Here is a 26,412-nt window from a genome sequence, read left to right on the forward strand (position 1 = left end):
AATCCGGGCAAAAATCCCCGAATAATTAGTCATAATGGCCAAACCGCCATTTAAGGGAGGCCGAATTCCATTTAGGCCGGCCAATCATTGACACCCCGGACGGGTAAGCATATAATAGCGGTACATAACACATGAATACTTGCTCATATGTTTACGGACTAAAGGAGCTGAGAAGCTGATGAACACAGCCGGGGGCGGTACGCCCAAGAGACAGGAATGGATGCTGGAAGGTCTGGACTGCGCCAACTGCGCGATGAAGATTGAGAATCGCGTGAAGCGGATCGAGGGCGTTGAGGCCTGTTCGGTGAACTTTGCGGCAGGCACGCTGACGCTGGAGACAGCGGGCGGCTATGCGGAATCCGCGGCTGCCGAGGCCGAACGGACGGTGAAATTGCTGGAGCCGAATGTGAAGATGGTAGTCCGGTCCGGGAGAAGCCGGGCCCAAGGCTCCGAAGGGCCTTCTCACGGGCATGGACACGAGCATGGCCACGACGACAGCCACGCGCACGATCACGAGCATGGCCACGACGGCAACAACGCGCACGATCACGAGCACGGCCACAGCCACTCGCACGGCCAGGGCGATACCCGGCGGACCGTTCTGATGATTGCAGGAGGCGTCGTCCTGGCGGCGGCCGGAGCGCTGCTGCCTGTCAGCGGCATGGCAGAGCTGATTCTGTTCCTTGCCGCTTACCTTGCCGTCGGAGGGGAAGTGGTCTGGCGGGCGCTGACCAATCTGCTGCGCGGCGAGCTGTTCGATGAGAACTTCCTGATGGCGGTGGCAACAATCGGAGCGTTCGCCATCGGGCAGTACCCGGAAGGCGTCGCCGTTATGCTGTTCTACCAGATCGGCGAGCTGTTCCAGGGGATGGCCGTGAACCGTTCGCGCCGTTCGATCGCCGCGCTCATGGACATCCGGCCGGAGACGGCGCGGGTCCGCAGCGGAGAAACGACGCGCGAAGTATCGCCGGAGACTGTGGCTGTCGGCGATATCCTTGTAGTGAAGCCGGGCGAGCGGGTTCCGCTGGACGGAATCGTGATCGAAGGCAGTTCGATGATGGACACGTCGGCGCTGACCGGAGAATCTGTGCCGCGGGCAGCCGGAGAAGGAAGCGAGGTTCTCAGCGGCTTCATCAACAAGAATGGCGTCATCGCCGTGAAGGTGACGAAGACTTTTGCCGAGTCGGCGGTATCGAAGATTCTGGATCTGGTTCAGAACGCGGCCGGAAGCAAGGCGAAGACCGAGAACTTTATTACGAAGTTCGCCCGCGTATACACGCCGATCGTTGTTATCGCTGCCGTGCTGCTGGCAGCCCTTCCGCCGCTCATTCTGCCGGGCGCCGAATTCTCCGACTGGCTGTATCGGGCGCTGGTGTTCCTGGTTATTTCGTGTCCGTGCGCGCTTGTCATTTCGATTCCGCTCGGGTTCTTCGGCGGCATTGGGGCGGCTTCCCGCTCCGGCATTCTGGTGAAGGGAAGCAATTACCTGGAGGCGCTGAACGGGATCAAGACAGTCGTCTTTGACAAGACAGGGACCCTGACCAAGGGCCAGTTCAAGGTAGTGGCGGTTCATCCGGAGAAGGGAATGAGCCGGGAAGAGCTGCTGCGGTTGGCGGCGTTCGCGGAGAGTCATTCGAACCATCCGATCGCGGAATCCATCCTGGCCGCTTACGGAGAGCCGGTCGCCGAAGCCGCCGTTGCCGGCTACAACGAAGTCGCGGGGCATGGCATTGAGGCGACGGTGGAAGGGCGGCGCGTGCTGGCGGGAAATGCGAAGCTGATGGACCGCGAAGGCATTGCCTTCCGCCGGCCGGAGGAGACGGGAACCGTGGTCCATCTGGCCGCGGACGGCGTCTATGCCGGAAGTCTCGTCATCGCCGACGAGGTGAAGGCGGATGCCGCAGAAGCGATCGCCGCGCTGCGCCGCGCCGGCATCGAACGCACCGCCATGCTGACCGGAGACGCCTCCGCCGTTGCGGAAGCGGTCGGCCGGGAGCTTGGCATCGACGAAGTGCATGCCGAGCTGCTGCCCGAGCATAAGGTGGAGGAGCTGGAGCGGCTGAAGGCCCGGTACAAGGGCCGCGGAGGCATTGCTTTTGTCGGAGACGGCATTAATGACACGCCGGTTCTGGCCGGCGCCGATGTCGGCATCGCCATGGGCGGTCTCGGCTCCGACGCTGCGATTGAGGCGGCCGATATCGTCATCATGACCGACGAACCGTTGAAGATCGCCTCCGCCATCCGCATTTCCCGGCGCACGCGGCGGATCGTCTGGCAGAACATTCTGTTCGCGCTGGGCGTGAAGATCGTCTTCCTGCTTCTCGGAGCATTCGGCATCGCGACCATGTGGGAGGCCGTCTTCTCGGATGTCGGCGTGACCCTGCTTGCCGTACTCAACAGCATGCGGGCGCTGAAGACGGAAGAGGCGGCTCCGGCGAAGCGGGCGGCAGCGGCATAAACGGCGTTCCGTCTGCTTCCTGAAGCGCATCAACTTGAGATACAACCCCAAGACAAGCAAGCCCTAGGGGCTGTCCCAGAAGTAAATATTTCTAAGCTGAAAAGGGGCATCTTCTCCAAAAAAGCAAGCCAAGCGGCCGTTCAAGGGAGTTCATCCTTGAACGGCCGCTTGACGGTGTTGGTCCATCCTGTGCTTATTCAGCCAATTGCGGGCGGGAGAAAGCCGCCCGACCTCGGTGGCAGCCGTACCTGTGGTTTCGTGTCAGATCACGCCGTCAGCTGCGAGGCGTTCGATGCCGGTGCGGATGATGGCGCAGGAGCGGCTGAGCTTGGCGGCCTCCTCATCGGTAAGCTTGAGCTCCAGCAGCTCCTGAATGCCTTCGCTGCCGATGATGGCGGGGACGCCCGTACAGATATCCCGGTAACCGTATTCTCCGTCCAGAATGGCGGAGACGGCGATGATCTTGTGGTCGTCATTCAGGATGGAGCGCGTAATGTAAGCCAGCGCGCTGCCGATGCCGAAATGCGTCGAGCCTTTGCGGGTGAAGATTTCCCAGCCGGCGTCCTTGGTCTTCCGGGCAATGTCGTCCAGGTCCAGATCTTTGAACCGTTCCCGGTGCTGCTCCAGAATATGCAGAACCGGCTTGCCGCCGATGGTGACGTGCGACCAGGCGACGAACTGCGATTCGCCGTGTTCGCCGAGGGCATAGCCGCTTACGCTTCGCGGATCAATGGAGAACACCTCGGAGAGCAGCGTCTTCAGCCGCGACGAGTCAATGGAGGTGCCGGTGCCGATAATGCGGTGCCGGGGAAGGCCGGAGATTCTCCAGACCAGATAGGTGACGATGTCAACCGGATTGGCCGCGACGACAAAAATCCCGTCGAACCCTCCCTTCATAATGTCGGTCACAATCTCCCGCGTGATGGCCGCAGCCTGATCGAGCACATCGAGCCGGGTCTGCCCCGGCTTCGGGTTGGCGCCCGCCGTTATAATCACCACGTCCATTCCGCCGCAATCCAGCGCCGTTCCGGCGTATACCCGGGTGCGGGAACCGGCAAAATCCATACAATGCGATAAATCCAGCGCTTGTGCCATCGCCCGGTCATAGGTGCGGTCAATCATCATGATCTCGTCGCAGATGCCCTGGTTGACCATGGCATAGGCGCAGCTCGAACCGACGTTGCCGGAGCCGACGATTGCCACTTTACGCGTTTTGCTAGCCATTGCCCCATCCCCGCTCTCTTGTTCGTTTCTTCCATTTTACCCGATCGGCGCCTCCTTGACCTGACATGTATCCAAAAAGATACAAGCCAAAAACGCCCGTTCTTGAACGGGCGGCGCAGGGTGCGGCAGACAAGCCGGCTTGAGAGGAGGCAGGCGGACTTTAGGCCGGTTCGGGAGCGCCGGGCTCTGCGAGAATGGCTTTGTACCGTCTCCACATGAACCAGCGCCAGTGCAGAATCATGCCGAATGCCAGAATGAAGAAGAGGCCGCCGGATTGGGGCACCGATACATAGAGGTCGATAAATTCGTGCAGAAGGGTGCGGATCAGCAGCAGACCGAGAAGAATAAAGGCGAAGCTCTTGGAGCGGGTCGCAAAGATTTCGCCGTCCCGCCGGTGAAATTTCGTCGTCGCAATCAGCGGATAGGCGAAGATCAGCCAGCCTGCGGCGAATGCGGCAAGCGCCCACCAGAGCGGAAAGCGGACCTGGGGCACGACGAACATGAAGAAGCCGGTGGCCATGCCCATAGGCGGAATCAGGATTTTGCGGACCGTAACCGGCCGCTCGCTGGCTTTGACCCGGATCAAAATAACCATCAGCGCCATGAACAGCGTGCCGATGGTGGTTCCCCAGTGCAGGACCGATGGGTTAATGCTGCCCATAGCTCACGTTTCCTTTCCAACTAAAGTGCGTATGCTGTTGTCATTATAGCAGAAAGGGGCTTCTTCCCCCAAACGGCTGGACGGAACGCCAAAAACCACCGGCCCAAGGCCGGCGGTTATGGTAACCTTATAGGTTATAAAGTGCAAACTCTAATTACGAGCGTGTGCTGCGTCCCATCGAACGCATTACCAGGCTGACAATCGCAATCAGCACGATGGCGCCGATCAGGGACGGGAAGATATAGAAGTCGCTGATCTTAGGTCCGAAGTCACCCAGGAACCCGCCCAGCCAGGAACCGATAATACCGGCGATGATGTTGCCGATGACGCCTCCGGGAATGTCTCTACCTACAATCAGTCCGGCCAGCCAGCCGATAACGCCGCCTACAATCAGCATCCACAAGAAACTCATTTAGCTCATCTCCTCATATTTGTTATTGTCTTGGATGTTAACTATTAACCTCAACCTCCGGGTTTAAATCAGGTGTCGGATATTGGCAGGCAGACCATTCGCCTCTTCGGCGGGGGAGGGGAGATAAGGCTACATCTAATAGAGAAGAACAGGAGCCTTCTGAAATTCACACAGGTAGAATAGTGCAAATTCTAAGCCGTGGAGAAGAGGGAGGCCCGGAAGGTGCAGGGACGGCCGGGGGGGGTAATAGAAGAGTGAAATTGCCGATGCAGCAATCATCCCTCATCCATAGGAGGAGCCTATTATGATAGAACCCTTGGAACCGTCCGGCCTGGAGCCGGAAGAAGTGCTGTTTGTGGCCGGAACTTACGGCAGCGGGGAACAACCGACGATATATATAGGAGCTCTTGATACGCGGGAAGGAACGATGCGGATTGTGGGTTCGGAAGCGGGGATCGAGAATCCGTCCTTCCTGGCGCTGAGCGACGACCTGACCCGCCTGTACGCAGCCAGCGAAAAAGAAGAGGGCGAAGTGGCCGCTTACGCCCTGGACCTGAAGGAACGGCGCCTTACGGCGCTCGGCGCGCAGAAGACGGAAGGCGCCGCTCCCTGCTATGCGGCGCTTGATTCTTCGGGGAACTACCTCTATGCCGTCAACTATGGCGGCGGCAATGTGAACGTCTTCCCCGTTGGAACCGGAGGCGGGCTGGGCGGGATGACCTCCCAGGCCAGACACAGCGGAGCCGGCGTGAGGGAAGACCGCCAGGATGCGCCGCATCCGCACTCGGTGACCCCGGTGCCGGGCGGGGAGCGGGTCCTGGTCTGCGACCTCGGACTCGACGTGATCCGCATTTACCGGCTGGAGGACGGGCAGCTCCGTCAGGAGCGCGATGTCCGGATGCTGCCGGGCTCCGGTCCCCGCCACCTGGCTCTGCATCCGAACGGCCGGACCGTCTACTGCGCGAATGAGCTGAACTGCACCGTGTCGGTGCTGGAGGCCCGCGAGCAGTATGCCGAGCTGGAGCCGGTTCAGCATGTCTCCACGCTGCCGGAGGCTTACGCTCCCGGGAGCGACGACAGCGCCGCCGATGTGCATCTGTCCCCGGACGGACGTTATCTGTACGTCTCCAACCGGGGCCATGACAGCATCGTCCGCTTCCCGGTGGACGAAACGACCGGCAGACTGAAGGAGGAAGGCGACTGGCAGTCTACGGGCGGCAAGACGCCGCGCAACTTCGCGGTGGCGGAGGGCTGGGTGCTGGCCGCCAACCAGACGTCCGGCAATATAACGTCCTTCCGGCTGAATTCCGAAGACGGCCGGCTGATCCCGACCGGCAGCGAGCTTGAGCTGCCTTCGCCGGTGTGCGTGCTCTTCCTGAAATAGCCCGCACGATAGGCCGGCGATGCTTAGAATCGCTGGCCGGACCGATATACCGAAGCAGCCCGCACCGGATGAACGGTGCGGGCTGCTTCGGCTTTCTCCGCGCGCTTTCAGCCTGCGCGCTATTAGAAGATAGGGGAGGAGGCGGCAGTCCCTGCCGCGCCCGCTCCTGCGCCCACGGCCAGTCTGAGCGCCGGGGAATCCCCGTCGAACCCGATATCGTCCAGCATCACACGGCCGGAGCCGCCGGTCATCCGAAAGGCGACCGACGCCGTCTCTTCGGGACGGAAGGCCGGGTTCGCGTCCTTCAGCAGCGTTAAGGGGACACGGTACGTCTGATAGACGGCTTCGCTCGGAGAGCCGAACTTGCCGTCGTCGAGCCTGGAAGCGAGCCAGGGCGTCACGGTGAAATCGGTTACCGGCAGCGGAGCGGGCGGCATGAGATCGGCCAGCGGCAGACGGGCGACGGCGCCGTCCGCATCGGTCAGCTCCACGGTGATCTCCGGGGAAGCGGCTGTCCCGGCGGCCTGCTCCCCATCCGCAGCGGGAAGCAGCGCCATCGAGAAGCTGAGGTGCGAAGCGCGGGCCAGCTCCAGCCGCTCCGCCGCTCCGGCAGCCAGGGTAATCCGGTAGAGTCCTCCCGGGCTGCCGTCCTGCTCGCTGTCGTCTTGCCCGCCGCCGTCTTGCCCGCTGCCGTCCGCAAGATTCCCGCCCGCTGCAAGGCTAAGGACGGCTCCGTAGCTGCCCTTCTCGCCGCCTTCGCGGTCGCGGGCCTGCTCCTCCGCAACGGTTAGCCCGCTCGTCTCCACCGCTCCGGCAGCCGCCGTCGCCGGATTGCGGTCTTCCTCATAATCGGCGAGCGTCCGGAACCCCTCGCCCTGGTATCGGTTGAAATAGGCGGTGGAGGCGGGGAGCCAGTTCCTCCCGGTCCGGTAATCCCGGAACAGCTCCACGTAGTCGCCGCTTCCCCGCAGAGCCGTCTCCAGGAAGGCGGATACGTAGACCTTGGCGATGGTCCGCTGTTCCTTGGCTTCCATAATCTCGCTCCGCTTGAGGAACAGGCCGGTCGGCAGCGCTTGGTCAACGGCCCCCCAGTCCGTATTGAAGCGGCTGTGATTGGCCTGTTCAATATAGAGCGAAGCTTTGAAGGTGCCCGAACCGGCAGCATTGAAGGTGCGGATATACTGGCGGTCGCCGAAGAAGTCGTTCACATCCGCATCCCGGGCGCCTTGCAGCGTCAGGTAGCTGACGTTGTCCAGGCTTGCCTGTAGCCCGTCTACCGGCTTGTCGGTCGGCGCAAGGGCGATGACGGCGCCGATGCGGAACCGCTTCGCGGACGCAAGCGCGGGATCGCCGGCGAACCAGCGGCCGGCGTCGGCCGCCATCGCTACCGCCTGTCCGCCCCGGCTGTGGCCGAGCAGAGCCGTGCGGCTGTAATCGATCCGGCCATAGAACGGGTTCCCCGGCGTCTCGGAGAAGGATGCCAGCTGCTCCAGATGCTTCAGAATCAGCCAGGCCCGGACCTTGAAGTCGTTGTCCGGAATGCCCGACCAGGCCGAGTAGTTGAGGAAGTTCTCGTCGAGCGAGACGGCGATGTAGCCCCGGCTGGCCAGCAGCTCGCCGAGGTATGCGTATCCGGCGTCGGAGGGGTCCTCCATAGCATGGTTGCCGTGCAGCATCAGCACCAGCGGCGCGGGGCCGTCCCCTTCAGGCATCCAGACCCGGCCGTTCAGCGGCAGCTCATGCTGGTCGAAGCCCCAATACCACCGGCGCAGGCGCGGCCAATCGCCGATATAAGCCGCGGCGTCCGCCGAGCCGCTCGCAAGCTCGGCGCCCTCATAGCCGCGCCGCTTGCCGGGCGCTGCATAAGAGAAGCTGCGCCAGGCGGATTCGCCCGGCTGGCCGGGATCGGGCGCGGCCAGCGCGGGCGGCGCCGCTTCGCCCGCTCCCGGGGCGATGACGGCGGCGTCCCGGTCCGCCGTCATCGCCCCGGGCAGCGCCGCCGGCAGCAGGCCGAGGCCGGCGGCAGCGGCCAGCCCGCCGGCGAGCAGCGCGGCGGCCAGCGCCAGGCCCGCCCGGTAGCGGCGGGCCAGAAGAAGCGCGGCCGCGAGACCGAGCGCCCCGCCGCCTAGGGCCAGCGGCAGCGCGAACGCCGCTGCGGCCTCCGGAGCGAGCTCCGAGAAGTGCAGGATCGTCCACAGGGCGACGGCGGCCGACAGCATGGCCCCGGTGAACAGGCGCGGGGCCGGAAGGCCCGCAAGCGAGAGCAGCAGCGCCGCTGCGCCCCCGGCCAGCAGCGTCACGGCTGCCGCGGCGAGGGCGGCCAGCAGCAGGTCGGCCGCTCTGCCGAGACCGGTCGGAATGCCGGCCATGACGGCCCCGAAAGCGGCGAAGAGCAGAAGCCAAGGCCCCGACAGCGCGCTCCGCCACAGCCGCGTATCGCGGCGGAAGGTGCCGCGTATCCGGCGGCCGATCCCCTCTCTGAATTTCCGTCCTCTTCGGCGCGGCTGCGGCGCATATTCCAATCCCACTCCCATGATGGTCTTCCTTTCGCGGATTCCGTTCCGTAACGGACACGCATCTATTTTAAGATGTAGACATAATAGTCCTTGAAGCCGGGCTTTGACAAGATGCTAGATATTTGCAAAAAAACGTTTGACACCAGCCGGATAGACTCTTTATGATGTCGTTATAACATAGTAAACGGGTAGGAATTGTAAATTAATTATTCCGGCCTGTACAATCGGGTATGGTTCCCGTGTCGGCAGACACCTCCTGGGCGGAGGGTTTGACCGGCGGAACCGCCCGTTCCTTCGCATCAGGGAATCCGGCAGCATGAACGCAACCGAACGATACAATTTGGGGGAGTGTTGAAGAATGAAAACCTGGTTCAAGAAAAGCGCCGCCGCCGGACTTGCTCTGCTGCTGACTGCGGGTCTTGCGGGATGCGGAGACAACGGCAATTCCAAGAACGGCAACAGCGCGAGCGCCGAATCGGCCTCGTCGCCTCCGGCTTCCAAGAAACCGGTCGAGTTGCTGAACGTTTCCTATGACCCCACCCGCGAGCTGTATGAGAACTACAACAAGGCCTTCTCGGCTTATTGGGAGAAGGAGACCGGACAGAAGGTCACGATCAAGCAGTCGCACGGCGGATCGGGCGCGCAGAGCCGGTCGGTGCAGGAGGGCCTGGAGGCCGATGTGGTAACGCTGGCGCTGGGATACGATATCGACGCATTGCAGAAGGCCGGACTGATTAACGAGGGCTGGCAGACCAAATTCGATCATAACAGTTCGCCGTACACCTCCACCATCGTCTTCCTCGTCCGCAAGGGCAACCCCAAAGGAATCAAGGACTGGCCGGATCTGCTGAAGGACGGCGTCGAGGTCATTACGCCGAACCCGAAGACTTCGGGCGGCGCGCGCTGGAACTATCTGGCGGCCTGGGGCTACGCGCTGGATCACAACAACAACGATGAAGCGAAGGCCAAGGCGTTCGTCAAGGAGCTGTATACCCATGTGCCTGTGCTCGACAGCGGCGCCCGCGGCGCAACGACGACCTTCGTGGAGCGCGGCATCGGCGACGTGCTGATCGCCTGGGAGAACGAAGCCTATCTGTCCATCAAGGAGCTCGGCCCCGACAAGTTCGAGATCGTGAACCCGTCGGAGAGCATCCTGGCCGAGCCGCCGGTGGCCGTCGTTGACAAGATCGCCGACAAGAAGGGCACCCGCGAGGTAGCCGAAGCCTACCTGAAGTATTTGTACAGCGAGGAAGGACAGACCATCGCCGCCGAGAACTACTACCGTCCTACGCTGGACAGCGTCAAGGAGAAGTTCAAATCGCAGTTCCCGGACATCAAGCTGTTCACGCTGGCCGACAAGTTCGGCACCTGGAAGGAGACGCAGGAGAAGCACTTCAACGACGGCGGCGTGTTTGACGAGATCTACGTTCCGGGCAAGTAAGCCGGAGCAGGGCTGATCGGCCTAAGAGCCGAAGGCAAGCGAAAGGATGGATGAACCAATGGGAGCAGGTGTAGAGGCTCCGGGCCGGAAGGGGCGCAGAATTCTGCCGGGCTTCGGACTGACGATGGGCGTCAGTGTGCTGTATCTCAGTCTGGTTGTGCTGATTCCGCTGTCGGCGCTGGTGTTCAATCAGACGGGGCTGACCTGGAGCAAGCTGTGGGAAGTGGCGTCCGATCCGCGGGTGCTGGCTGCTTACCGGGTCAGCCTGACGACGTCGGCCGCAGCGGCGCTGGCGGACAGCGTGCTCGGCCTGCTGGTGGCCTGGGTGCTGGCGCGCTATGAGTTTCCGGGCAAAAAAGCATTCGACGCGCTGATCGACCTGCCGTTCGCGCTTCCGACAGCCGTGGCGGGCGTTGCGCTGACCGCGCTCTACTCCCGGAACGGCTGGATCGGCTCGCTGTTTGACCCGCTCGGCATCCGCATTGCGTTCACGCCGCTCGGGATTACGCTGGCGCTGATGTTCATCGGTATCCCGTTCGTCGTCCGCACGGTTCAGCCCGTGCTGGAGGATATGGAGCGGGATACCGAGGAAGCCGCGGCGACGCTGGGCGCCGGGCGCTGGCGGACCTTCCGGAAGATTGTGCTTCCGGGGCTGCTTCCCCCGCTGCTGACCGGGTTCGCGCTTGCGTTCGCAAGGGGCATCGGCGAATACGGCTCCGTCGTCTTCATCTCCGGCAATATGCCGATGCGGACCGAAATCGCGCCGCTGCTCATCGTCTCCAAGCTGGAGCAGTTCGACTATGCGGGGGCGACGGCGGTCGCCCTGCTGCTCCTGCTCCTCTCATTCCTGCTGCTGCTGGTCGTCAATTCGCTGCAGCGCTGGATGCGCAAGGCGGCCCGCTGAAGCAGCGGCATCCCACTTTCACACGCGAAGGAGGAACAGGCAGATGGCAGGAACGGTACCTCTGCCGGCGGCCCGGGCGCAGACCCGGCCGGCGGCATCCCGGGCGGCGGACGAATCGCCGGCCGTCAAATGGCTGCTGATCGGCCTTGCGGCGGCGGTGCTTCTGTGGCTGATTGCGCTCCCGCTCGCCATTGTGGTGACGGAAGCACTGAAGAAGGGCTGGGACGTCTACTGGGCAGCGCTGCGCGATCCCGATGCCGCCTCGGCGCTGCGGCTGACCCTGCTGACGGCAGCTGTAACCGTGCCGCTGAACACCCTGTTCGGCGTTGCGGCGGCCTGGGCCGTGACCAAGTTCAAATTCCGGGGCAAGGGTCTGCTCATTACCCTGATCGATTTGCCTTTTGCCGTCTCGCCGGTCATCGGCGGCCTGATCTTCGTGCTCGTCTTCGGCGCGCACGGCTGGTTCGGCCCCTGGCTGAGCGAACATGACATCAAGATTGTCTTCGCCCTGCCGGGCATTATTCTGGCCACGCTGTTCGTGACCTTCCCGTTCGTGGCGCGCGAGCTGATTCCCCTGATGGAAGACCAGGGAACGCAGGAGGAGGAAGCGGCGATCACACTCGGCGCGCGCGGCTGGCACATCTTCTGGCGGGTCACGCTTCCGAACATCAAGTGGGGCCTCCTCTACGGCATCATTCTCTGCAATGCGCGGGCCATGGGCGAGTTCGGCGCTGTCTCTGTCGTATCGGGCCACATCCGGGGCGAGACGAATACGCTCCCGCTGCATGTGGAGATTCTGTACAACGAATACCAATTCTCGGCATCCTTTGCCGTCGCGTCGCTCCTGCTGCTGCTGGCGGTAGCGACGATGCTGCTGAAGATCTGGCTGACGCGCAAGAACGCGCACGAAGCGCCCTAAGAAGGAGGCGGATTATGGCGAAGCCGTTAAAGGTGGATGAGGTGTGGCTGGAACGGATTGCAGCGCTTCTGGATGACATGGAGTTCGGCTCGCTGCACATTGTGGTCCATGAAGGGCAGATCGTGCAGATGGAGCGCACGGAACGGAAGCGGTTCGAGAACGGCGGCGGTGCCCGTTCGGCCTCTGCCGGCAATTCCGCCCGCCGGAGCGAACCGCGTTCCGCCGGGCGGGCGCAGCCCTGAGTGAGAGCCCGGCGGGCCTCAAAGATGGAGAACCAGAAAGGGAGAGCGGTCCGGCAATGCGGACCGCTCTCCCTTTTGCGTTGAACAGGACGGATCAGTAGGTGTTCCGGCGGCGGTGTCTCGGACCCGCGAGCCCTTCGAACAGCAGGACGACGGCCGTTACGGCGTGCATGAACCAGCCGACAAACGGGATAAAGCCGACGATGGACGTTACGACGCCAATGCCGTTGCCGAGTACCCGTTCTCCCTCCCGGGAGAGGATGACGATGGCGAAGAGATGGAGCAGTAAAGCGACGCCGAGCGGAATCCAGGCATTGGCTATTACGAATGCGCCGCCGATAAACGGCAGGGCCAGGAACGCCTCAAAGGCGAACGTACCCCATTTCATTAATTTTCCCAGAGGGGACATAGAGAACACAGCCTTCCTTGTGCGGATATGAATAAGAATTGCTTCTTCATTAAGACATACGCTGGCTGAGCAGGAAGGTTTCCAATCTCTTGCGCCCGAAAGCCAAAAGAGCCCGGACTTTTTAAAGAAGAGAACTTAAGGGTAATACTGCATAGAGGTACATACCACCCGCCGGGAGGAGAGGTCTGTGCAGGATTATGGAATGATTGCGGTCAAGCTGGTTACCGGATTCGTGGGCCTGTGGGTGATGACAAGGCTGCTGGGCAAAAAGGAAATCTCGCAGCTTACCCCCTTCGATTTTGTCTCGTCGCTGATGCTCAGCGAGCTGGTCGGCAACACGGTCTACCAGAAGGATGCCCATTACGGTATGCTGATCTTTGCGCTGGGGCTGTGGGCGCTGCTCTCGTATCTCTTCGAGAAGGTCACCCAGCATGCCAAGCGGCTGCGCAGCCCGATGGAAGGAGAAGCTTCCATTGTCATTTGCGACGGCAAAATCGACATGGAGCAGATGAAGCGCAACCGGCTGGATTTCGGCCAGCTTCGGATGATGCTTCGGCAGAAGGATATTTTTGAGATGTCGGAAGTGGCGTATGCGGTCTTCGAGAAGAACGGCTCGCTCAGTGTGCTGAAGAAATCGGAGGAGGAGCCGCCGACCCGGGGCGATCTCAAGGTGGACGCGCCCGAGGCGGAGCTGGCGTATTCGCTGGTCGAGGACGGCGACGTCAACGAAGACAACCTTGGAAAGATCGGCAAGGATCTGACGTGGCTGCTGGCCGAGCTTCGCCTGAAAGGGCATAACCGCCCGGAAGACTTGGCTTTTGTGGAATGGACCCGGGCGGACGGATTGTTCGTGATGGAGCAATGGATTAAGGAAGGGAGCGCATAAGACAATGAGAATCGCTATATTCGGAGCAGGCGGCGTCATCGGACGGGCGATTGCCGAGGAAGCGCGCAGACGCAAGCATGAGGTGACGGCGGCGGTACGGCGGCCGGAGACGATCGAGACGGACGGAGAAGGAATCGCGGCGGTCCGGGCGAATGTGCTGGACCCGGATTCGGTGGCCTCGGCAGCCCGGGGGCAGGACGCTGTGGTCAGCGCCTATGGCCCGTCGTTCGGCAGCGAGAGCGAGCTGCCGGAGGCGGCGCGCTCGCTTGTGGAAGGCTTGAAGCGGGCCGGCGTTGCCCGGCTGCTGATCGTCGGCGGCGCAGGCAGCCTGCTGACCGAGGGCGGCGAACGGCTGATGGATACGGCAGGCTTCCCGGAAGAGGTGCGTCCGCTGGCGGCCGCCCATGCCGACGCTTACGAGATTTATGCCGGTTCCGGGCTGGACTATACCTATGCCAGCCCGGCTGCGTCCATCTCGCCGGGGCGGCGGACCGGCCAGTTCCGGATCGGACTGGACCGGCTGGTGACGGACGAAGACGGCCGCAGCGAGATCAGCGTGGAAGATTTCGCCGTTGCCGTGCTGGACGAACTGGAAGAGGGGCATTTTATCCGCGCCCGGTTCACGGTAGGCTACTAGCGAAAGAGCCGGTTCGGCCCGGAGAGGAGTGGACAAGATGTATCCGATTGTGACCGCAGCGGAAATGCGGGAGCTGGACCGCGCCGCTACCGAGGAGCTCGGTATCCCGGCCATCGTCCTGATGGAGAATGCCGGACGGGCGATAGCAGAGGAGATTGCGGCGCTGTCCCGCCGGTGCGGGCAGGGAAGGAACCCGGAGGGAGGCTTGGCAGTAAGCCCGGGAGAGAGGCCGTCAGGATGCTTCGCGGAAGGAAGCGATGCGCAGGGCAGGACGGATGCAGACCGCGCTGCCAAGGGCGGGGCGCGTTCCGGAGGCTTGACCCTCCGGACAGAGGCGGCGCCCGGGCCGGTTCAGCCCGGTGCGGAGCACTGGATCGTGCTGGTCGGCAAAGGCAATAACGGCGGCGACGGACTGGTCGCCGCCCGGCATCTGCGCGAGGCGGGCTTCTCCGTCTCGCTTCTCTATGCGGCGCCGCCGGAATCTCTGATGGGCGAGGCCGCCGTGCAGCGGGATATCGCCGCTGCGCTGGGGGTGCCCGCCGCCGTCTACCGGGGCGGCGGCTATGACTTCACGGGCTGCGCCGGCCTTGTGGATGCGCTGCTCGGTACCAGCTCAAGCGGTGCGCCGCGCGGCCTCTTCGCCGAGCTGATCGCTGCGGCGAACGCCAGCGGACTGCCGATTGTGGCCGCCGATATTCCGAGCGGCTTGAATGCGGATACGGGGGAGACGCATGATCCCTGCATACAGGCGGAGGTCACGGTGTGCCTGGCCTTTCTGAAGCGCGGGCTTCTCCAGTATCCGGGTTCGGGCGCTGCGGGCCGCGTCGTGCTCCGCTCTATCGGCATTCCGGCTGATCTGGCGCTGAAGCAGGGCCTGTCCGTGCATTGGCTGGCGCCCGCCGTGCTGGAGCGGCGGCTTGGCGTAGATCCCGGACGCCACCGGGCGGCAGACGGCCATAAGGGAACCTACGGCCATGTGCTGGTTGCGGCAGGATCGCTGCCCATGAGCGGAGCCGGGCTGCTGTGCGCGCGGGCCGCGCTTCGGGCAGGCTGCGGGCTGGTCACCTGGGCCCTGCCCGGCCGTGTCCTGCCCTCCGCCGTTCTGGCCGCACCCGAGCTTATGCTGGCCGATGCCGGAGGCAGCGATGCAGGCGAATGGACGGCGGAGTCGGCGGACCGGCTGCTGGAGCTGGCAGGTACGCGAGACGTGCTGGCCGTCGGTCCGGGCATCGGCCGGTTCCCGGGCGGGGCGCAGTGGCTGCGCCGCCTGTGGGAAGAAGCCGATGTGCCGCTCGTCGTGGACGCGGATGCCCTGAACGTGCTCGCGGAGGTCTCCTATGCCGGCTGGCGGCGGACCCGCCCGGTCGTTCTCACGCCGCATCCCGGCGAGATGGCCCGGCTGGCCGGCATCCGTACGGCCGAGGTCCAGCGCGACCGGATCGGCCTTGCGATCCGTTATGCCGCAGAGCACGGCGTGACGCTGGTGCTGAAGGGGGCGCACACGGTCATCGCCTCCCCCGACGGCCGCGCCTTCGTGAATACGACCGGCCACCCGGGCATGGCTACGGGCGGTGCGGGCGACGTATTGACCGGCATGATCGCCGGTCTGCTGGCACAGGGCCTGGACGGCATTCAGGCGGCGGCCTTCGCCGTCTACCTCCACGGACAGGCCGGAGAACGGGCTGCCGGGAGACGGCATGATCCGTCTTCCATCGTGGCTTCCGACCTTATCGAGGCGCTCTGACAGGGGAACGGTCAGGAGCAAGTTTCTGGACGGCGCTTGATTGAATTTCTCCTCCTCGGGTAAAACACCTATGTTGAGTCTGTCATTATTCCATATACCGAAGAGGAGGAAACAACATGTTCTTTCACGTCAAGGAGCTTCAATACCGCGCCAAACCAGCGAAACCGGATCCGGTCTATGCCCGCAAGCTGCAAGAAGTCTTGGGCGGCCAATTCGGTGAAATGTCAGTCATGATGCAATATTTGTTCCAGGGCTTCAACTGTCGGGCAGAGAAGAAATACCGCGATATGCTGCTCGATATCGGTACGGAGGAGATCGGCCATGTCGAAATGCTGTGCACGATGATCTCGCAGCTTCTGGACGGCGCTCCGGCCGATCAGGTCGATGAAGCGGCGAAGGACCCGCTGCTCGCAGCCGTCATGGGGGGCATGAACCCGCAGCATGCGATTGTATCGGGTCTCGGCGCTGCTCCGACGGACAGCAACGGCTATCCGTGGAACAGTAAATATATTATTTCCAGCGGCCATCTGCTGGCGGACTTCCGCGCCAACCTGAACGCAGAGTCGCAGGGCCTGCTCCAAGTGGTCCGGCTGTATGAGCAGACCACCGACCCGGGCATTCGCGATATGCTCTCGTTCATGATCTCCCGCGATATCATGCACCAGAATCAATGGATGGCGGCTATTGCCGAGATTGAGCAGATGGACGGCGTAATCGTACCGGCGTCGTTCCCGCGCGAACGGACGGTGGAACCGGCGACCCGCCAGTTCCTGAATTTCTCCGAGGGCGAAGAGAGCGCCGAAGGCGCTTGGGCGAGCGGCCCGCTGCCAGACGGCACCGGCAATTTCGAGTATGTGGCGAAGCCGCAGCCGATGGGCGAAGCGCCGGTTTTAAGCGTACCGGCCGATCACCAGCACTCGGTGCCGGGTACCGGACCTTACGTAGTGAATCCGGGAGTCGAACCGCTCGATAAGTAATCCCGGCTGCTCCTTGGGCAGAAGCGGGCTGCTGCCCGAAGCCGAATACCCCTCCGCCAGCAGGCGGAGGGGTATTCGGCATTCTTGGAACGGTAAGCGATGAGGAAGGGTTCGCCGGAAGCGGTTAACCTTCATCCGCGGTGCCGATTCAGAAGCCCGGTTCCTATCTCAGCAGCAGATCCAGCAGCGGAAGGAACAGGGCAAAGACGGGAAGAAAGAACGGAACCCGCTCTCCGGCCCGCCGGCCGAGCTGAAGAGTGAGCAGAACCGCGATGCCCGCGAGTGCGCTTCCGCTGAAGTTCGCCCCTTGGTCGGAGGCGAGCCAGACGCCGGCCAGAATCCCGGCGGCTGCATGGACGGCGGCCTCCGTTCCCGACGTCCGGTCGCGACGGGGGAGTAGCGCAAGCAGCGCGTCCCCCGCAATGGAGAAGGGAAGCGCATACGCATAAACGCCGCGGGCCGGATCAGCAAGCCAGCCGGGATCGGGGACCGTTCCCCAGAGGGGCAGGGTCAGCAGGCTGAGAACAAGAAAGGCGAATCCTGCTCCGGCCAGCTTGGATAGAGCATACATACCGGCGTTGAGGCGGATATAGGCCGGGGAGTCGGGGTCCGGCCTGTGCCGGGGATCATTCGGGTTCATGGGTGCGGCTCCTTTCGCTTGCCTGGAGGCGGCCGGGCGGCTGCCCGTCAGACGGTGACCATCTCGCCGCCGTTCACATGGATACAGCTTCCGGTGACATAACTCGATTCCGGACTTGCGAGGTAGACGTAGGCGCCCGCCAGCTCAAAGGGCTGGGCGGCCCGCTTCATCGGGGATTCCAGCCCGAACCGGCTGACCTCTTCGGCGCTGAAGCTGGCCGGAATCAGCGGGGTCCAGACCGGACCCGGGGCGACGCTGTTGACCCGGATACCCTGATCGACCACCGAGAGGGCGAGCGATCGGGTGAAGGAGACGATGGCGCCTTTGGTCGAAGAGTAGTCGATCAGCTGCTTGTTGCCCTGGTAAGCGGTGATGGAGGCGGTATTGATGATGGTCCCCCCGTTTTTGAGACAGGGAAGCGCAGCCTGGGAGAGATAGAAGAACGGGAACAGATTGGTGGCAAAGGTCTGAAGAAGCTGTTCCTCGGAAATATCGAGCAGACTGGGCTGCGGATACTGGACGGCGTGGTTGTTCACCAGAATATCCAGCTTCCCGAAGGTCCGCAGCGTATGATCGACGGCGGCGAAGCAGTGGCTCTTGGGGCGCAGGTCGCCTTCAATCAGCAGGCAGCGCCGCCCGAGACTCTGCACGCGGCGTGCGGTCTCGGCGGCATCTTCCCGTTCATCGAGGTAAGCAATGGCGACGTCAGCCCCTTCCTTGGCAAAAGCGATCGCGACTGCGCGGCCGATGCCGCTGTCGCCGCCGGTAATCAGGGCGGTCTTGTCCTTCAGCCGCCCGCAGCCGCACCACTGCGGGTCCTCGCTGATCGGCCTGGGGTTCATCAGGCTCTCCAGACCGGGCTGCCGGGGCTGATGCTGGGGCGGGAAGGGAATGGGCTGCTCTTGGCAGACGGTCTCATAACCGTAATACGGGTAGACAGGGATAGACAAAGGTGCAACCTCCTTGGGTTCATCGCTCGGGTTCTCTGATCTATGCCTATGCGCCCGCCCAGAAAAAGGTGCCTGCCGATGCCTGCGGGACTGCTATACTGGAGAGGATTGACCGGCAGGAAGCGGGGGTGTAGATATGGATACAACGGATGGCAGACAGGGCGGGAACGACCGGTCGGAGCTGGAGCGCTGGAAGGAGCCGTGGTGGCTGCCGGGAGCTTCGGCGCAGCAGCGCAGCGCCTGGAATGCCCTCGAAGATTGCGGATTGTGGGGGGTTCTGGACCAATGGGACCCGCTTCTGGCAGGAACGGTCCCAATTGGCCTTCAGCTTCCGGGTAGCGACCTGGATATTCTGTGCGAAGTGCCTGAACGGGAAATGGCGGAGCTTAGGGAAGTGCTGACCCGGCGGTTCGGCGGCTTGCCGGGATTCGGCGTATCCGTCCGCAGAGTACGCGGCATTCCCCGGCTTGTGGCGAGGTTCGATGCCGGGGGCTGGCCGGTTGAGGTATTCGGGCAGCCGGTGCCGGTCCGCTGTCAGAACGGGTTCCGCCACATGGCGGCGGAGCAGCGGGTTCTGGAGCTGCGGGGAGAGGCTTTTCGCGAAGAAGTGATGAAGCTAAGACGAGACGGGTACAAGACGGAGCCGGCGTTCGCCCGGATGCTGGAGCTGGCCGGCCGGGAGCTGTCCGGTTCCGGCAAATGATTGTCTCCGGAGATATTCTTTCCCCCGCAGGCCGAGTGCCGATGGTACAATATAGGGAAATACAGGATTGTCGAAATGCAGGAGGGGTTGTCGAGAAATGGGACGTACCAGGCAAATGATCGGCTCCGCGCTGAAATTTCTGCTGCCGGAGGTTCAATTGGTCCAGACCGTCCGGGAGCACGGCTGGGTGGCCCGGAGAGAACCGGCCGCTGGCGGGGAGCCGGAGGGCCGAAGCGGAGCGCCCGAACAGATGTCCGGGCGGAGGCAGAGACAGGAGCGAATGCCGGCTGCCGGAGCGGGTGCCGGACAGGCCGCGGCCCAGACCGCGGCCCAGGGAGCACCGCAGCCGGTCCGGGCCGACGGCCGGACCTCCGGTCAGGCCGGATTCCCGGCGTCCGCAGCGCCCGTTCCCAAGCCAGGGAAGACCGGTCAGGAGGACTGGTCCGTGGAGGACCTGGACCGTCTGTTCCAGGAGGCCGAGGCGGCGGTGAACCGGCGGGTTGTCGGCCAGCGGCCGTTCGTGGCCGATCTGGTTGCCGCCTACAGGCAGGGATATATGAACGAATCGCCCGATCAGCCCCGCAGCGTCATTCTGGTAGCGGGCCCGCCCGGAACCGGCAAGCGGACGGCGCTGAATGAGCTGCTCCGCAGTCTGCACGTACATAAAAGGGTTCCCGCCGCCGAAGCGGCGGAGCTGGACTTGAGTCATTACACGGAGCAGGATCTCTCCGGGAACTTTATCGAAGATCTGGCAGACGCCTTCCGCCAGGGGGAAGGCACCGTGCTGTTCGGAGGCCTCCGGCAGGCCGACTCCGCCGTGGTTGCCCAAGCGGCCCGGCTGGCGGCCGAAGGCCGGCTTCGCACCCGGGAAGGCGTACGGATCAGCGCAGCAGGCTCGTTCATTGTCTTCTATCTGGATGATCCCGGAGCGGAACGGGGCGAACGGGGGCGGATTCCGGCGGGACTGTCGGGCCGTCTGCCTTCGGCCGTGCTTCAATCCGTGCGCGCCGCCGCTGTATCCGAGCCGCATGATCCCGCCTCCATGCAGGAGATTTCGCGTGCTCTGCTGGAACAAGCGGCGGAGAAGCTGTCGCGGAATACGGATACTGCCGTTGAAGTGGACGGCTCGGTTCCGGCCCGGCTGGCCCGGCTGGCGGCCGAAGACCGAACCTTCGGAGAAGCGGTGCAGGAGTGGATTGATCGGGTATGGTTCCCGGCGCTGTCGGAGCTGCGGGCCCGCGGGGAGATTCGGCGCGGCGACCGGGTACGGCTCGTCTTCAGCGGGGAGGAGTTCCGGGTGGAAGCGCCTTCCGGCTCCTATCCGGTCCGGCCGGTATCGCTCGCGCCTGAAGAGACGCTGGAGGAGGCGATTGCCGAACTGAACGGACTCATCGGCCTGGAGCCGGTCAAGACCTGTATCCGGGAACTGATGGATACGGCCGCCCTGAACCGGAGAAGGGCAGCGGAGGGGGCGGGCGCGGTTCCGATGGCGCTTCATATGGTATTCACCGGCAATCCCGGCACCGGCAAGACGACCGTCGCCCGGCTGGTCGGCCGCATCCTGAAGGCGATGGGACTGCTCGAACGCGGGCAGCTGGTAGAGGCGGCCCGGCAGGATCTGGTCGGCTCCTATGTCGGGTCCACCGCTCCGAAGACCATGGCGAAGGTAGAAGAGGCGACAGGCGGCGTGCTGTTCATCGACGAAGCCTATACGCTGGCGCGGCATGACCATGACACCTTCGGTCTTGAAGCAATCGACACGCTGGTTAAGGCGATGGAAGACCGCCGGGACCGGCTGGTCGTTATTATTGCCGGATATACGCAGGAGACGGAAGGCTTCCTGGACTCGAATCCGGGCCTGCGCTCCCGCTTCCCCTTTATGGTGGAATTCCCAGATTATGCGCCCGGCGATCTGCTTCGGATTCTGGAGGGCATGGCGGCCGCCAACGGATTGCGGCTGGACGACCAGGCCCGCGAAGGTCTGGCGGAGCAGTTGGAACGGGCGCAGATTCCCGGGCGGAAGGACGGCGGCAACGGCCGGCTGGCGCGCAATCTGCTGGAAGAGGCGGTTCGCCGGCAGGCGGTCCGTCTCCGCGAGGCGGGGGATGCGGCGCCGGAGGAGCTGGGGCTGTTGACGGCCGCAGACTTCGGGCTGGGCGAACAGCCGGTCTTCGATCTCGATCAGGAGATGAACGGCATTGTCGGCCTGGCGCCGGTGAAATCCTTCATCCGCGCGCTGGAGCAGCAGGTGCTTGCCGACCGCAGACGCAGGGAAGCGGGCATTGAAGTGCGGAGCGAGCAGACGCTCAATATGATTTTTACCGGCAACCCGGGAACGGGCAAGACGACGATAGCAAGACTCACCGCAGGCATGCTGCGTTCTCTGGGCGTATTGAAGAAAGGGCATCTGGTGGAAGTCGGCCGGTCCGATCTGGTCGCCGAGTATGTGGGCCATACCGCCGTTCAGACCAAACGCGTCGTGGAATCGGCGCTCGGCGGCGTGCTGTTCATCGACGAGGCGTACGCGCTGGCCCAGGACGGCGTGCAGGGCGGCGGCTTCGGCCGGGAAGCGATCGATACGCTGGTGCGCCTTATCGAGCTGCACAAGGACAACCTGGTCGTCATTATGGCCGGCTATACCGAGGATATGGAACGGTTCGTCAGCCTCAATCCCGGCATGGCTTCCCGGTTCCCGCTGCGCATTGAATTTCCGGATTATACGGCCGGCGAAATGCGGCAGATTGCCGAGACGATGGTCCGCCAGCGGGGGTTCCGGCTGGCCCCGGATATGGAAGGCCGCCTGGAGGACCTGTTCCGTTCCGGGCCGATGTCCGCAAGAAAGGATGCCGGCAACGGCCGGCTGGTCCGCAATGTGCTGGAAGAGGCAATCCGCAGACAAGCGGGGCGGCTTGCGGAGCAGCCCGAGCTGGAAGGAGAGCGCCTGAACGAGCTGAATGCGGCCGATTTCGGATGGGAGGAGACTTCCCGAACCGGCGCATCAGAGGGAGACGCGCTCCGCGAGCTGGATGCGGTCGTCGGGCTTGAGCCGGTCAAGGCTTTTGTCCGAAGCCTCTCTGCCCAGATTGAAGTTGGCAGACGCCGCCGGGAGCTGGGCCTTCCCCAAGCGGCGGCGCAGACCCTGCATATGGTGTTCCAAGGCAATCCCGGCACGGGCAAAACGACCATCGCCCGAATTCTGGCCCGGCGCCTTCGCGAGCTGGGCGTGATCCAGGCCGATACGCTGGTCGAGACGGACCGGTCGGGTCTGGTCGCCGGCTATGTCGGCCAGACCGCACTCAAGACGCGCGAGGTCATTGAACGGGCGCTCGGCGGCGTTCTGTTCGTGGATGAAGCTTACGCGCTGGCTGAAGGAGACTCGTTCGGTCAGGAAGCGATTGACACGCTGGTCAAGGCGATGGACGACTACCGGGACAAGCTGATCGTCATTCTGGCCGGATACGAAGCCGATATGGAACGGTTCATGAACCGGAACGCAGGTCTGCGCTCCCGGTTCCCCAATGTGATAACCTTCCCGGATTACAGCGCGGAGGAGATGCTGCTGATTGCCCGCGGGCAGCTGGCTGCGCAAGGATATGCGATGACGGCGGAGACCGAACTCCGGCTGCTTGACCGATTCAACGCTTCCGGGAGTGAACGCGAGTCCGGCAACGGCCGGCTTGTCCGCAATCTGGCGGAGCAGGCTCTCCGCGCGCACGCGCTGCGGGTCAGCCGGAAGACGGATGCAACGGCGGAAGAGCTGTCGACGCTGCTGCCGGAAGACATACCCGGTCAGGAGAGGGGGATTTCGGGATGAAATGGGTGCTGAAATGGCTCTTTGCCATCCTCTACCATCCCATAATGTGGGTGTTGATGCTGATTGCATTTATTATGCCATTCATGATCTACGGCGATGTGAAGCGGATCTGGAACTACGAGGTGCCTACAGACAATTTCTATGCCGTCCTTCTGGCATTCATTGGACTCTGGCTGTTCCTGGCCCTGCGGAATCCGTTCCTCGGGCGGCTGTACCGGCGCATTCCGGTTCTGCTCCCGGCCATGCAGATGGCGTTCTATACCAGCGTCGGGCTTAGCCTGGCGATTGCGCTGCTGAACGGCTGGGCCGACGACGGCTCGTATTCCAAGAGCCTGGCGGCCGGACTCGCCGCCGGGGCATTCGTCACCGTGCGTCTGCTCATGTCGCTGCTGTTCTGGAAGAATCCGGTGATGCCGCAGGCGGCATCCGGCAGAGGAGGAGAAGGCCGTGACTGATCGGGAACAAGGCAGAGAACACCCGAACCCGGCGGAGCGCGGAAGGGCTGCAACGTCTGGGGGCAGCGGCGGAAGAACAGGCGGTCCCGGGAGGGGAGAAGGTCCGGTAAGGGAATCGTTGCAGAGACGGCCGTCCTATAGAGAATCCTCTGCAAGAGAAACGTTCGACAGAGAATCCTCTGACAGAGAACCGTCCGACAGAGAACCGTCCGGCAGGGAAGCGGCAGGGGGAAGTGGGAGGAGCCGGAAGAAGAACCGCCCTGCGTTCTGGGCCGGCATGACCGCTCTTCTAATGCTGGCCGTGTACCTGGTAACGGACGGTTCTACCGCCGGAATGGAAGATGTGCGGTCGAACGGAATAGGCAGAGGGCTGTCTGCCGGCGTCCAGCTTGCATCGGCCGACAGCTCGGCGGGACTCGCGCCCCGCGATTTTGACCTGAAGATGAAGGCGGGGATCACGTCGGCGCGGGTGCTGGTCTGGGACTTTGCCGCGGAGGACGGGGATGTCGTGACGATCAAAGTCAACGGAACGGCGGTATCCGAGAATGTCGGCATCTTCCATAAGCCGGTAGCGGTGGACGTGCCGGTTCCCTGCCGGATCGAGGTTGTCGGCGTCAAGGACGGCGGAGGAGGCATCACCTACGGCATCAAAATACCGGGGGCCGTCTCCGGCAGCGCTTATTTCAACGCGGCGCCCGTAGGCTCCGCCAATACGTATACGCTGACAGGCCAATGAGGCCGCGCTCAGCCGGGAGGGAGCGACAGAGCGATGAAGATACGGGAAATGACGGCCGGCGATTATGACGCCGCCTGCGGGCTGTGGAACCGGACGAAGGGAATGGGACTGAGCCGCGCGGATTCGCGGGAGGCAATCGGCCGGTTCCTGGACCGCAACCCGGGTCTGAGCCTCGTCTGCGAGACGGAGGACGGCAGGCTGGCCGGCACGGCGCTATGCGGGCATGACGGACGCCGGGGATATCTGTACCATGTGGCGATGGAGGAAGCGTACCGAGGGCAGGGCTGGGGCCGCAGGCTGGCGGAAGGCTGCTTGGAGCGGCTGCGCGGGGAAGGCATCGGCAAATGCCATCTGATGGTGGTGGATACGAATGAAGTCGGCCGGGATTTCTGGTCGGGAACGGGCTGGCAGTACCGCGGCAATATTCTGCTGTATTCGCGCGATGCGTAGCGGCACATAAGGGAAGAATCAAGGAAAGGCTCTCTGCCGGAACGGCGGGGAGCCTGTTCTTTTGGCAGGATCATGTCAGATTTGCCTCTGATGGGTGTATATTACTGCCGAAATTGACCGTGTGGAGTGGACGGGAATGCCGTATAATTAGGGTAATGACTCTCGGGAGCTTCTTCTTAAGGGAGCTTATCGGGATACGGTACACAGGAGGCAGAGCATGCGATTCAAGGATGTATTCTCCATTATCGGGCCGGCGATGGTCGGGCCCTCCAGTTCACATACGGCGGGCGCAGCGCGGATCGGCCGGGCCGCCCGCCAGCTGCTGGGCGAAATGCCGGCGAAGGCGGAGGCCGTCTTCTACGGGTCGTTCGCGGCGACTTATGAAGGTCACGGCACCGACCGGGCTATTGTCGGCGGACTGCTGGACTACGGGACGGACGATCCCAGGCTGCCGGATTCGATAGAGACGGCGGAGGAGCTGGGGATGGCGGTAATGTTCCGGCAGGGAACGGGATTGTTCCCGCACCCGAACACCGTCCGGCTGGAGCTGGAAGGCCCGGACGGGCGGAACCGGCTGTCCCTTACCGGAACTTCGATCGGCGGCGGCAACATCGAGATTGTGGAGATCGACGGATTCAGCGTCCGGCTCTCGGGCATGTATCCGACCGTTTTGATTCACCATATGGATTATCTGGGCGTGCTGGCGGCTGTCACCCATACGATGCGCCGGGCGGGCGTGAACATCGGCCATATGTCCTTGGACCGCAAGAACCGCAGCGGCGCGGCCCTCACGGCTCTGGAGCTGGATGATCCGCCGACGGCGGAACTCATTCAGGATCTGGAGATTCTGCCCGCGGTCCACTCGGTCAAGGTCATGGATCTCAGCGGGGCAGACGGAAGAACCACCCCTTCGGGGAACAGCAGAGAGTAAGGAGACAGGCAGGATGAATTTTGGAACATTGAGCGAGCTGGCCGTTCTGTGCGGCGAGCGGGGACTCGGCATTGGAGCGCTGATGCTGGAAGAACAGGCGAAGGAATCGGGGCGGTCCCCGGAGCGGGAATTCGCAACCATGAAGGACTATTACGGAGTAATGAAAGAAGCGGTCCGCCGGGGGATGACGGAGAATACGACCTCCCGCAGCGGCCTTACGGGGCTGGATGCCCAGCGTGTCGGGAATTACAATGCCGGCGGCGAATCCTGCCTTGGCGAACCGGCCGGTCGGGCCATGGCGTATGCGCTGGCCGTCTCGGAAGTGAATGCGTCGATGGGCCGGATCATTGCGACCCCGACGGCCGGCTCCTGCGGCATCATCCCCGGCGTCTTCCTGAGCGGTCAGGAACGGTTCGGCTGGGATGACGACCAGATGACTTACGGATTGTTCGCGGCAGGAGCCATCGGCTACGTAATTGCCAACAATTCGTTCGTCTCCGGAGCCGAAGGCGGATGCCAGGCAGAAGTCGGTTCGGCGATCGGCATGGCGGCGGGCGCGCTGACGGAGCTGCGCGGCGGAACGCCGGCGCAGGCCGTGCATGCGGTCGGACTGGCGCTGAAGAATACGCTTGGCCTGATCTGCGATCCGGTCGGCGGACTGGTGGAGATTCCGTGCATCGTCCGCAACGGATTCGGCGCGGTAACGGCGCTGGCGGCGGCGGATATGGCGCTGGCCGGCGTCCGGAGCGTCATTCCTTCCGACGAAGTGATCCAGGTCATGCTGGAGGTAGGATCGGCCATGCCCGAGAAGCACCGCGAGACGGCGGGCGGAGGACTGGCGCAGACGCCGACCGGGCGTAAGATCATGGAGGATCTGCGCAAAAAATAAGCCCGCCGGCAGCGGCGGGCCTGAAGCGGA

25 protein-coding genes are annotated in these 26,412 nt (G+C 63.3%); 18 read left to right on the forward strand and 7 right to left on the reverse strand.

Going from position 1 to position 26,412, the window contains the following annotated elements:
* The first annotated feature begins 178 nt into the window (after positions 1-178).
* Positions 179-2,458 carry a heavy metal translocating P-type ATPase gene (locus tag RBI05_RS06940; RefSeq protein WP_310550550.1) on the forward strand — a complete coding sequence of 760 codons (2,280 nt, stop codon included), beginning with the start codon at positions 179-181 and terminating at the stop codon, positions 2,456-2,458.
* A gap of 261 nt (positions 2,459-2,719) precedes the next feature.
* On the opposite strand, the gene RBI05_RS06945 is transcribed toward RBI05_RS06940, so the two are convergent.
* From RBI05_RS06945 to RBI05_RS06955, 3 genes are all read right to left on the reverse strand, one after another.
* A complete protein-coding gene (locus RBI05_RS06945) occupies positions 2,720-3,682 on the reverse strand; it encodes an L-lactate dehydrogenase (RefSeq protein ID WP_150458904.1) in 963 nt (320 codons plus the stop codon).
* A 160-nt stretch (positions 3,683-3,842) separates the two neighbouring features.
* Positions 3,843-4,343, reverse strand: a complete 501-nt coding sequence (locus tag RBI05_RS06950) for a CcdC family protein (RefSeq protein WP_150458905.1) — start codon at positions 4,341-4,343, stop codon at positions 3,843-3,845.
* Between the two features lie 154 nt (positions 4,344-4,497).
* Complete coding sequence (locus RBI05_RS06955) at positions 4,498-4,755, reverse strand: GlsB/YeaQ/YmgE family stress response membrane protein (RefSeq protein ID WP_150458906.1); 258 nt, start codon at positions 4,753-4,755, stop codon at positions 4,498-4,500.
* Between the two features lie 304 nt (positions 4,756-5,059).
* Between RBI05_RS06955 and RBI05_RS06960 the strand changes: the two genes are divergently transcribed.
* Positions 5,060-6,139 carry a lactonase family protein gene (locus tag RBI05_RS06960; RefSeq protein WP_310550551.1) on the forward strand — a complete coding sequence of 360 codons (1,080 nt, stop codon included), beginning with the start codon at positions 5,060-5,062 and terminating at the stop codon, positions 6,137-6,139.
* A gap of 122 nt (positions 6,140-6,261) precedes the next feature.
* Here RBI05_RS06960 and RBI05_RS06965 read toward each other — a convergent pair whose 3' ends face one another.
* A complete protein-coding gene (locus tag RBI05_RS06965) occupies positions 6,262-8,673 on the reverse strand; it encodes an alpha/beta hydrolase family protein (RefSeq protein WP_310550552.1) in 2,412 nt (803 codons plus the stop codon).
* A gap of 340 nt (positions 8,674-9,013) precedes the next feature.
* Here RBI05_RS06965 and RBI05_RS06970 point away from each other — a divergent pair, with 340 nt between their 5' ends.
* From RBI05_RS06970 to RBI05_RS06985, 4 genes are read left to right on the forward strand one after another with little or no spacing between them, the layout of a single operon-like run.
* Positions 9,014-10,096, forward strand: coding sequence for a sulfate ABC transporter substrate-binding protein (locus RBI05_RS06970; protein ID WP_150458909.1), 1,083 nt, complete (start codon positions 9,014-9,016; stop codon positions 10,094-10,096).
* A gap of 58 nt (positions 10,097-10,154) precedes the next feature.
* Positions 10,155-11,000 (forward strand): sulfate ABC transporter permease subunit CysT, encoded by an 846-nt coding sequence (gene cysT / locus RBI05_RS06975; protein WP_310550553.1) that lies wholly within the window; start codon positions 10,155-10,157, stop codon positions 10,998-11,000.
* 43 nt (positions 11,001-11,043) lie between these two features.
* Positions 11,044-11,919, forward strand: a complete 876-nt coding sequence (cysW, locus tag RBI05_RS06980) for a sulfate ABC transporter permease subunit CysW (protein WP_150458911.1) — start codon at positions 11,044-11,046, stop codon at positions 11,917-11,919.
* Between the two features lie 14 nt (positions 11,920-11,933).
* On the forward strand, positions 11,934-12,161 hold the full coding sequence (locus RBI05_RS06985) for a YezD family protein (protein WP_150458912.1): 228 nt from the start codon (positions 11,934-11,936) through the stop codon (positions 12,159-12,161).
* 94 nt (positions 12,162-12,255) lie between these two features.
* On the opposite strand, the gene RBI05_RS06990 is transcribed toward RBI05_RS06985, so the two are convergent.
* Complete coding sequence (locus RBI05_RS06990) at positions 12,256-12,549, reverse strand: hypothetical protein (protein ID WP_223879898.1); 294 nt, start codon at positions 12,547-12,549, stop codon at positions 12,256-12,258.
* 208 nt (positions 12,550-12,757) lie between these two features.
* Between RBI05_RS06990 and RBI05_RS06995 the strand changes: the two genes are divergently transcribed.
* From RBI05_RS06995 to RBI05_RS07010, 4 genes are all read left to right on the forward strand, one after another.
* The gene (locus RBI05_RS06995; RefSeq protein ID WP_223879899.1) at positions 12,758-13,456 is read left to right on the forward strand and encodes a DUF421 domain-containing protein; all 699 of its coding nucleotides are present in this window, start codon (positions 12,758-12,760) and stop codon (positions 13,454-13,456) included.
* Between the two features lie 4 nt (positions 13,457-13,460).
* Positions 13,461-14,093: an NAD(P)-dependent oxidoreductase gene (locus RBI05_RS07000; protein ID WP_150458914.1), complete on the forward strand. Its 633-nt coding sequence runs from the start codon at positions 13,461-13,463 to the stop codon at positions 14,091-14,093.
* 37 nt (positions 14,094-14,130) lie between these two features.
* Positions 14,131-15,837 carry an NAD(P)H-hydrate dehydratase gene (locus RBI05_RS07005; RefSeq protein WP_310550554.1) on the forward strand — a complete coding sequence of 569 codons (1,707 nt, stop codon included), beginning with the start codon at positions 14,131-14,133 and terminating at the stop codon, positions 15,835-15,837.
* A gap of 116 nt (positions 15,838-15,953) precedes the next feature.
* Complete coding sequence (locus RBI05_RS07010) at positions 15,954-16,814, forward strand: manganese catalase family protein (protein ID WP_310550555.1); 861 nt, start codon at positions 15,954-15,956, stop codon at positions 16,812-16,814.
* 163 nt (positions 16,815-16,977) lie between these two features.
* On the opposite strand, the gene RBI05_RS07015 is transcribed toward RBI05_RS07010, so the two are convergent.
* Positions 16,978-17,454, reverse strand: coding sequence for a hypothetical protein (locus RBI05_RS07015; RefSeq protein WP_310550556.1), 477 nt, complete (start codon positions 17,452-17,454; stop codon positions 16,978-16,980).
* A 47-nt stretch (positions 17,455-17,501) separates the two neighbouring features.
* Positions 17,502-18,404: an SDR family oxidoreductase gene (locus RBI05_RS07020; RefSeq protein ID WP_310550557.1), complete on the reverse strand. Its 903-nt coding sequence runs from the start codon at positions 18,402-18,404 to the stop codon at positions 17,502-17,504.
* Positions 18,405-18,406: 2 nt separating this feature from the next.
* On the opposite strand from RBI05_RS07020, the gene RBI05_RS07025 reads away from it, so the two are divergent.
* From RBI05_RS07025 to sdaAA, 8 genes are all read left to right on the forward strand, one after another.
* A complete protein-coding gene (locus tag RBI05_RS07025) occupies positions 18,407-18,538 on the forward strand; it encodes a hypothetical protein (RefSeq protein WP_310550558.1) in 132 nt (43 codons plus the stop codon).
* Between the two features lie 2 nt (positions 18,539-18,540).
* Positions 18,541-19,107, forward strand: a complete 567-nt coding sequence (locus RBI05_RS07030) for a DUF4269 domain-containing protein (RefSeq protein ID WP_310550559.1) — start codon at positions 18,541-18,543, stop codon at positions 19,105-19,107.
* 97 nt (positions 19,108-19,204) lie between these two features.
* Entirely contained in the window at positions 19,205-22,921 is a 3,717-nt protein-coding gene (locus RBI05_RS07035; protein ID WP_310550560.1) for an ATPase, T2SS/T4P/T4SS family, read from the forward strand.
* On the forward strand, positions 22,918-23,376 hold the full coding sequence (locus tag RBI05_RS07040; protein WP_310550561.1) for a hypothetical protein: 459 nt from the start codon (positions 22,918-22,920) through the stop codon (positions 23,374-23,376). The genes RBI05_RS07035 and RBI05_RS07040 overlap by 4 nt, the downstream gene beginning before the upstream one ends.
* Complete coding sequence (locus RBI05_RS07045; RefSeq protein WP_310550562.1) at positions 23,369-24,112, forward strand: hypothetical protein; 744 nt, start codon at positions 23,369-23,371, stop codon at positions 24,110-24,112. Before RBI05_RS07040 ends, RBI05_RS07045 begins: the two co-directional genes overlap by 8 nt.
* A gap of 33 nt (positions 24,113-24,145) precedes the next feature.
* Entirely contained in the window at positions 24,146-24,562 is a 417-nt protein-coding gene (locus RBI05_RS07050; protein WP_310550563.1) for a GNAT family N-acetyltransferase, read from the forward strand.
* Between the two features lie 217 nt (positions 24,563-24,779).
* Complete coding sequence (gene sdaAB / locus RBI05_RS07055; protein ID WP_310550564.1) at positions 24,780-25,493, forward strand: L-serine ammonia-lyase, iron-sulfur-dependent subunit beta; 714 nt, start codon at positions 24,780-24,782, stop codon at positions 25,491-25,493.
* Positions 25,494-25,506: 13 nt separating this feature from the next.
* Positions 25,507-26,382 (forward strand): L-serine ammonia-lyase, iron-sulfur-dependent, subunit alpha, encoded by an 876-nt coding sequence (sdaAA, locus tag RBI05_RS07060; protein WP_310550566.1) that lies wholly within the window; start codon positions 25,507-25,509, stop codon positions 26,380-26,382.
* Positions 26,383-26,412: the final 30 nt, after the last annotated feature.

It is taken from the genome of Paenibacillus glufosinatiresistens, assembly GCF_031470375.1.
Lineage (GTDB): Bacteria > Bacillota > Bacilli > Paenibacillales > Paenibacillaceae > Paenibacillus_AQ > Paenibacillus_AQ glufosinatiresistens.

Coding starts and splice junctions, on each gene's coding strand:
- RBI05_RS06940 (WP_310550550.1), top strand. CDS start 179: ATGAACACAGCCGGGGGCGGTACGCCCAAGAGACAGGAATGGATGCTG.
- RBI05_RS06945 (WP_150458904.1), bottom strand. CDS start 3,682: ATGGCTAGCAAAACGCGTAAAGTGGCAATCGTCGGCTCCGGCAACGTC.
- RBI05_RS06950 (WP_150458905.1), bottom strand. CDS start 4,343: ATGGGCAGCATTAACCCATCGGTCCTGCACTGGGGAACCACCATCGGC.
- RBI05_RS06955 (WP_150458906.1), bottom strand. CDS start 4,755: ATGAGTTTCTTGTGGATGCTGATTGTAGGCGGCGTTATCGGCTGGCTG.
- RBI05_RS06960 (WP_310550551.1), top strand. CDS start 5,060: ATGATAGAACCCTTGGAACCGTCCGGCCTGGAGCCGGAAGAAGTGCTG.
- RBI05_RS06965 (WP_310550552.1), bottom strand. CDS start 8,673: ATGGGAGTGGGATTGGAATATGCGCCGCAGCCGCGCCGAAGAGGACGG.
- RBI05_RS06970 (WP_150458909.1), top strand. CDS start 9,014: ATGAAAACCTGGTTCAAGAAAAGCGCCGCCGCCGGACTTGCTCTGCTG.
- cysT (WP_310550553.1), top strand. CDS start 10,155: ATGGGAGCAGGTGTAGAGGCTCCGGGCCGGAAGGGGCGCAGAATTCTG.
- cysW (WP_150458911.1), top strand. CDS start 11,044: ATGGCAGGAACGGTACCTCTGCCGGCGGCCCGGGCGCAGACCCGGCCG.
- RBI05_RS06985 (WP_150458912.1), top strand. CDS start 11,934: ATGGCGAAGCCGTTAAAGGTGGATGAGGTGTGGCTGGAACGGATTGCA.
- RBI05_RS06990 (WP_223879898.1), bottom strand. CDS start 12,549: ATGAAATGGGGTACGTTCGCCTTTGAGGCGTTCCTGGCCCTGCCGTTT.
- RBI05_RS07000 (WP_150458914.1), top strand. CDS start 13,461: ATGAGAATCGCTATATTCGGAGCAGGCGGCGTCATCGGACGGGCGATT.
- RBI05_RS07005 (WP_310550554.1), top strand. CDS start 14,131: ATGTATCCGATTGTGACCGCAGCGGAAATGCGGGAGCTGGACCGCGCC.
- RBI05_RS07010 (WP_310550555.1), top strand. CDS start 15,954: ATGTTCTTTCACGTCAAGGAGCTTCAATACCGCGCCAAACCAGCGAAA.
- RBI05_RS07015 (WP_310550556.1), bottom strand. CDS start 17,454: ATGAACCCGAATGATCCCCGGCACAGGCCGGACCCCGACTCCCCGGCC.
- RBI05_RS07030 (WP_310550559.1), top strand. CDS start 18,541: ATGGATACAACGGATGGCAGACAGGGCGGGAACGACCGGTCGGAGCTG.
- RBI05_RS07035 (WP_310550560.1), top strand. CDS start 19,205: ATGGGACGTACCAGGCAAATGATCGGCTCCGCGCTGAAATTTCTGCTG.
- RBI05_RS07040 (WP_310550561.1), top strand. CDS start 22,918: ATGAAATGGGTGCTGAAATGGCTCTTTGCCATCCTCTACCATCCCATA.
- RBI05_RS07050 (WP_310550563.1), top strand. CDS start 24,146: ATGAAGATACGGGAAATGACGGCCGGCGATTATGACGCCGCCTGCGGG.
- sdaAB (WP_310550564.1), top strand. CDS start 24,780: ATGCGATTCAAGGATGTATTCTCCATTATCGGGCCGGCGATGGTCGGG.
- sdaAA (WP_310550566.1), top strand. CDS start 25,507: ATGAATTTTGGAACATTGAGCGAGCTGGCCGTTCTGTGCGGCGAGCGG.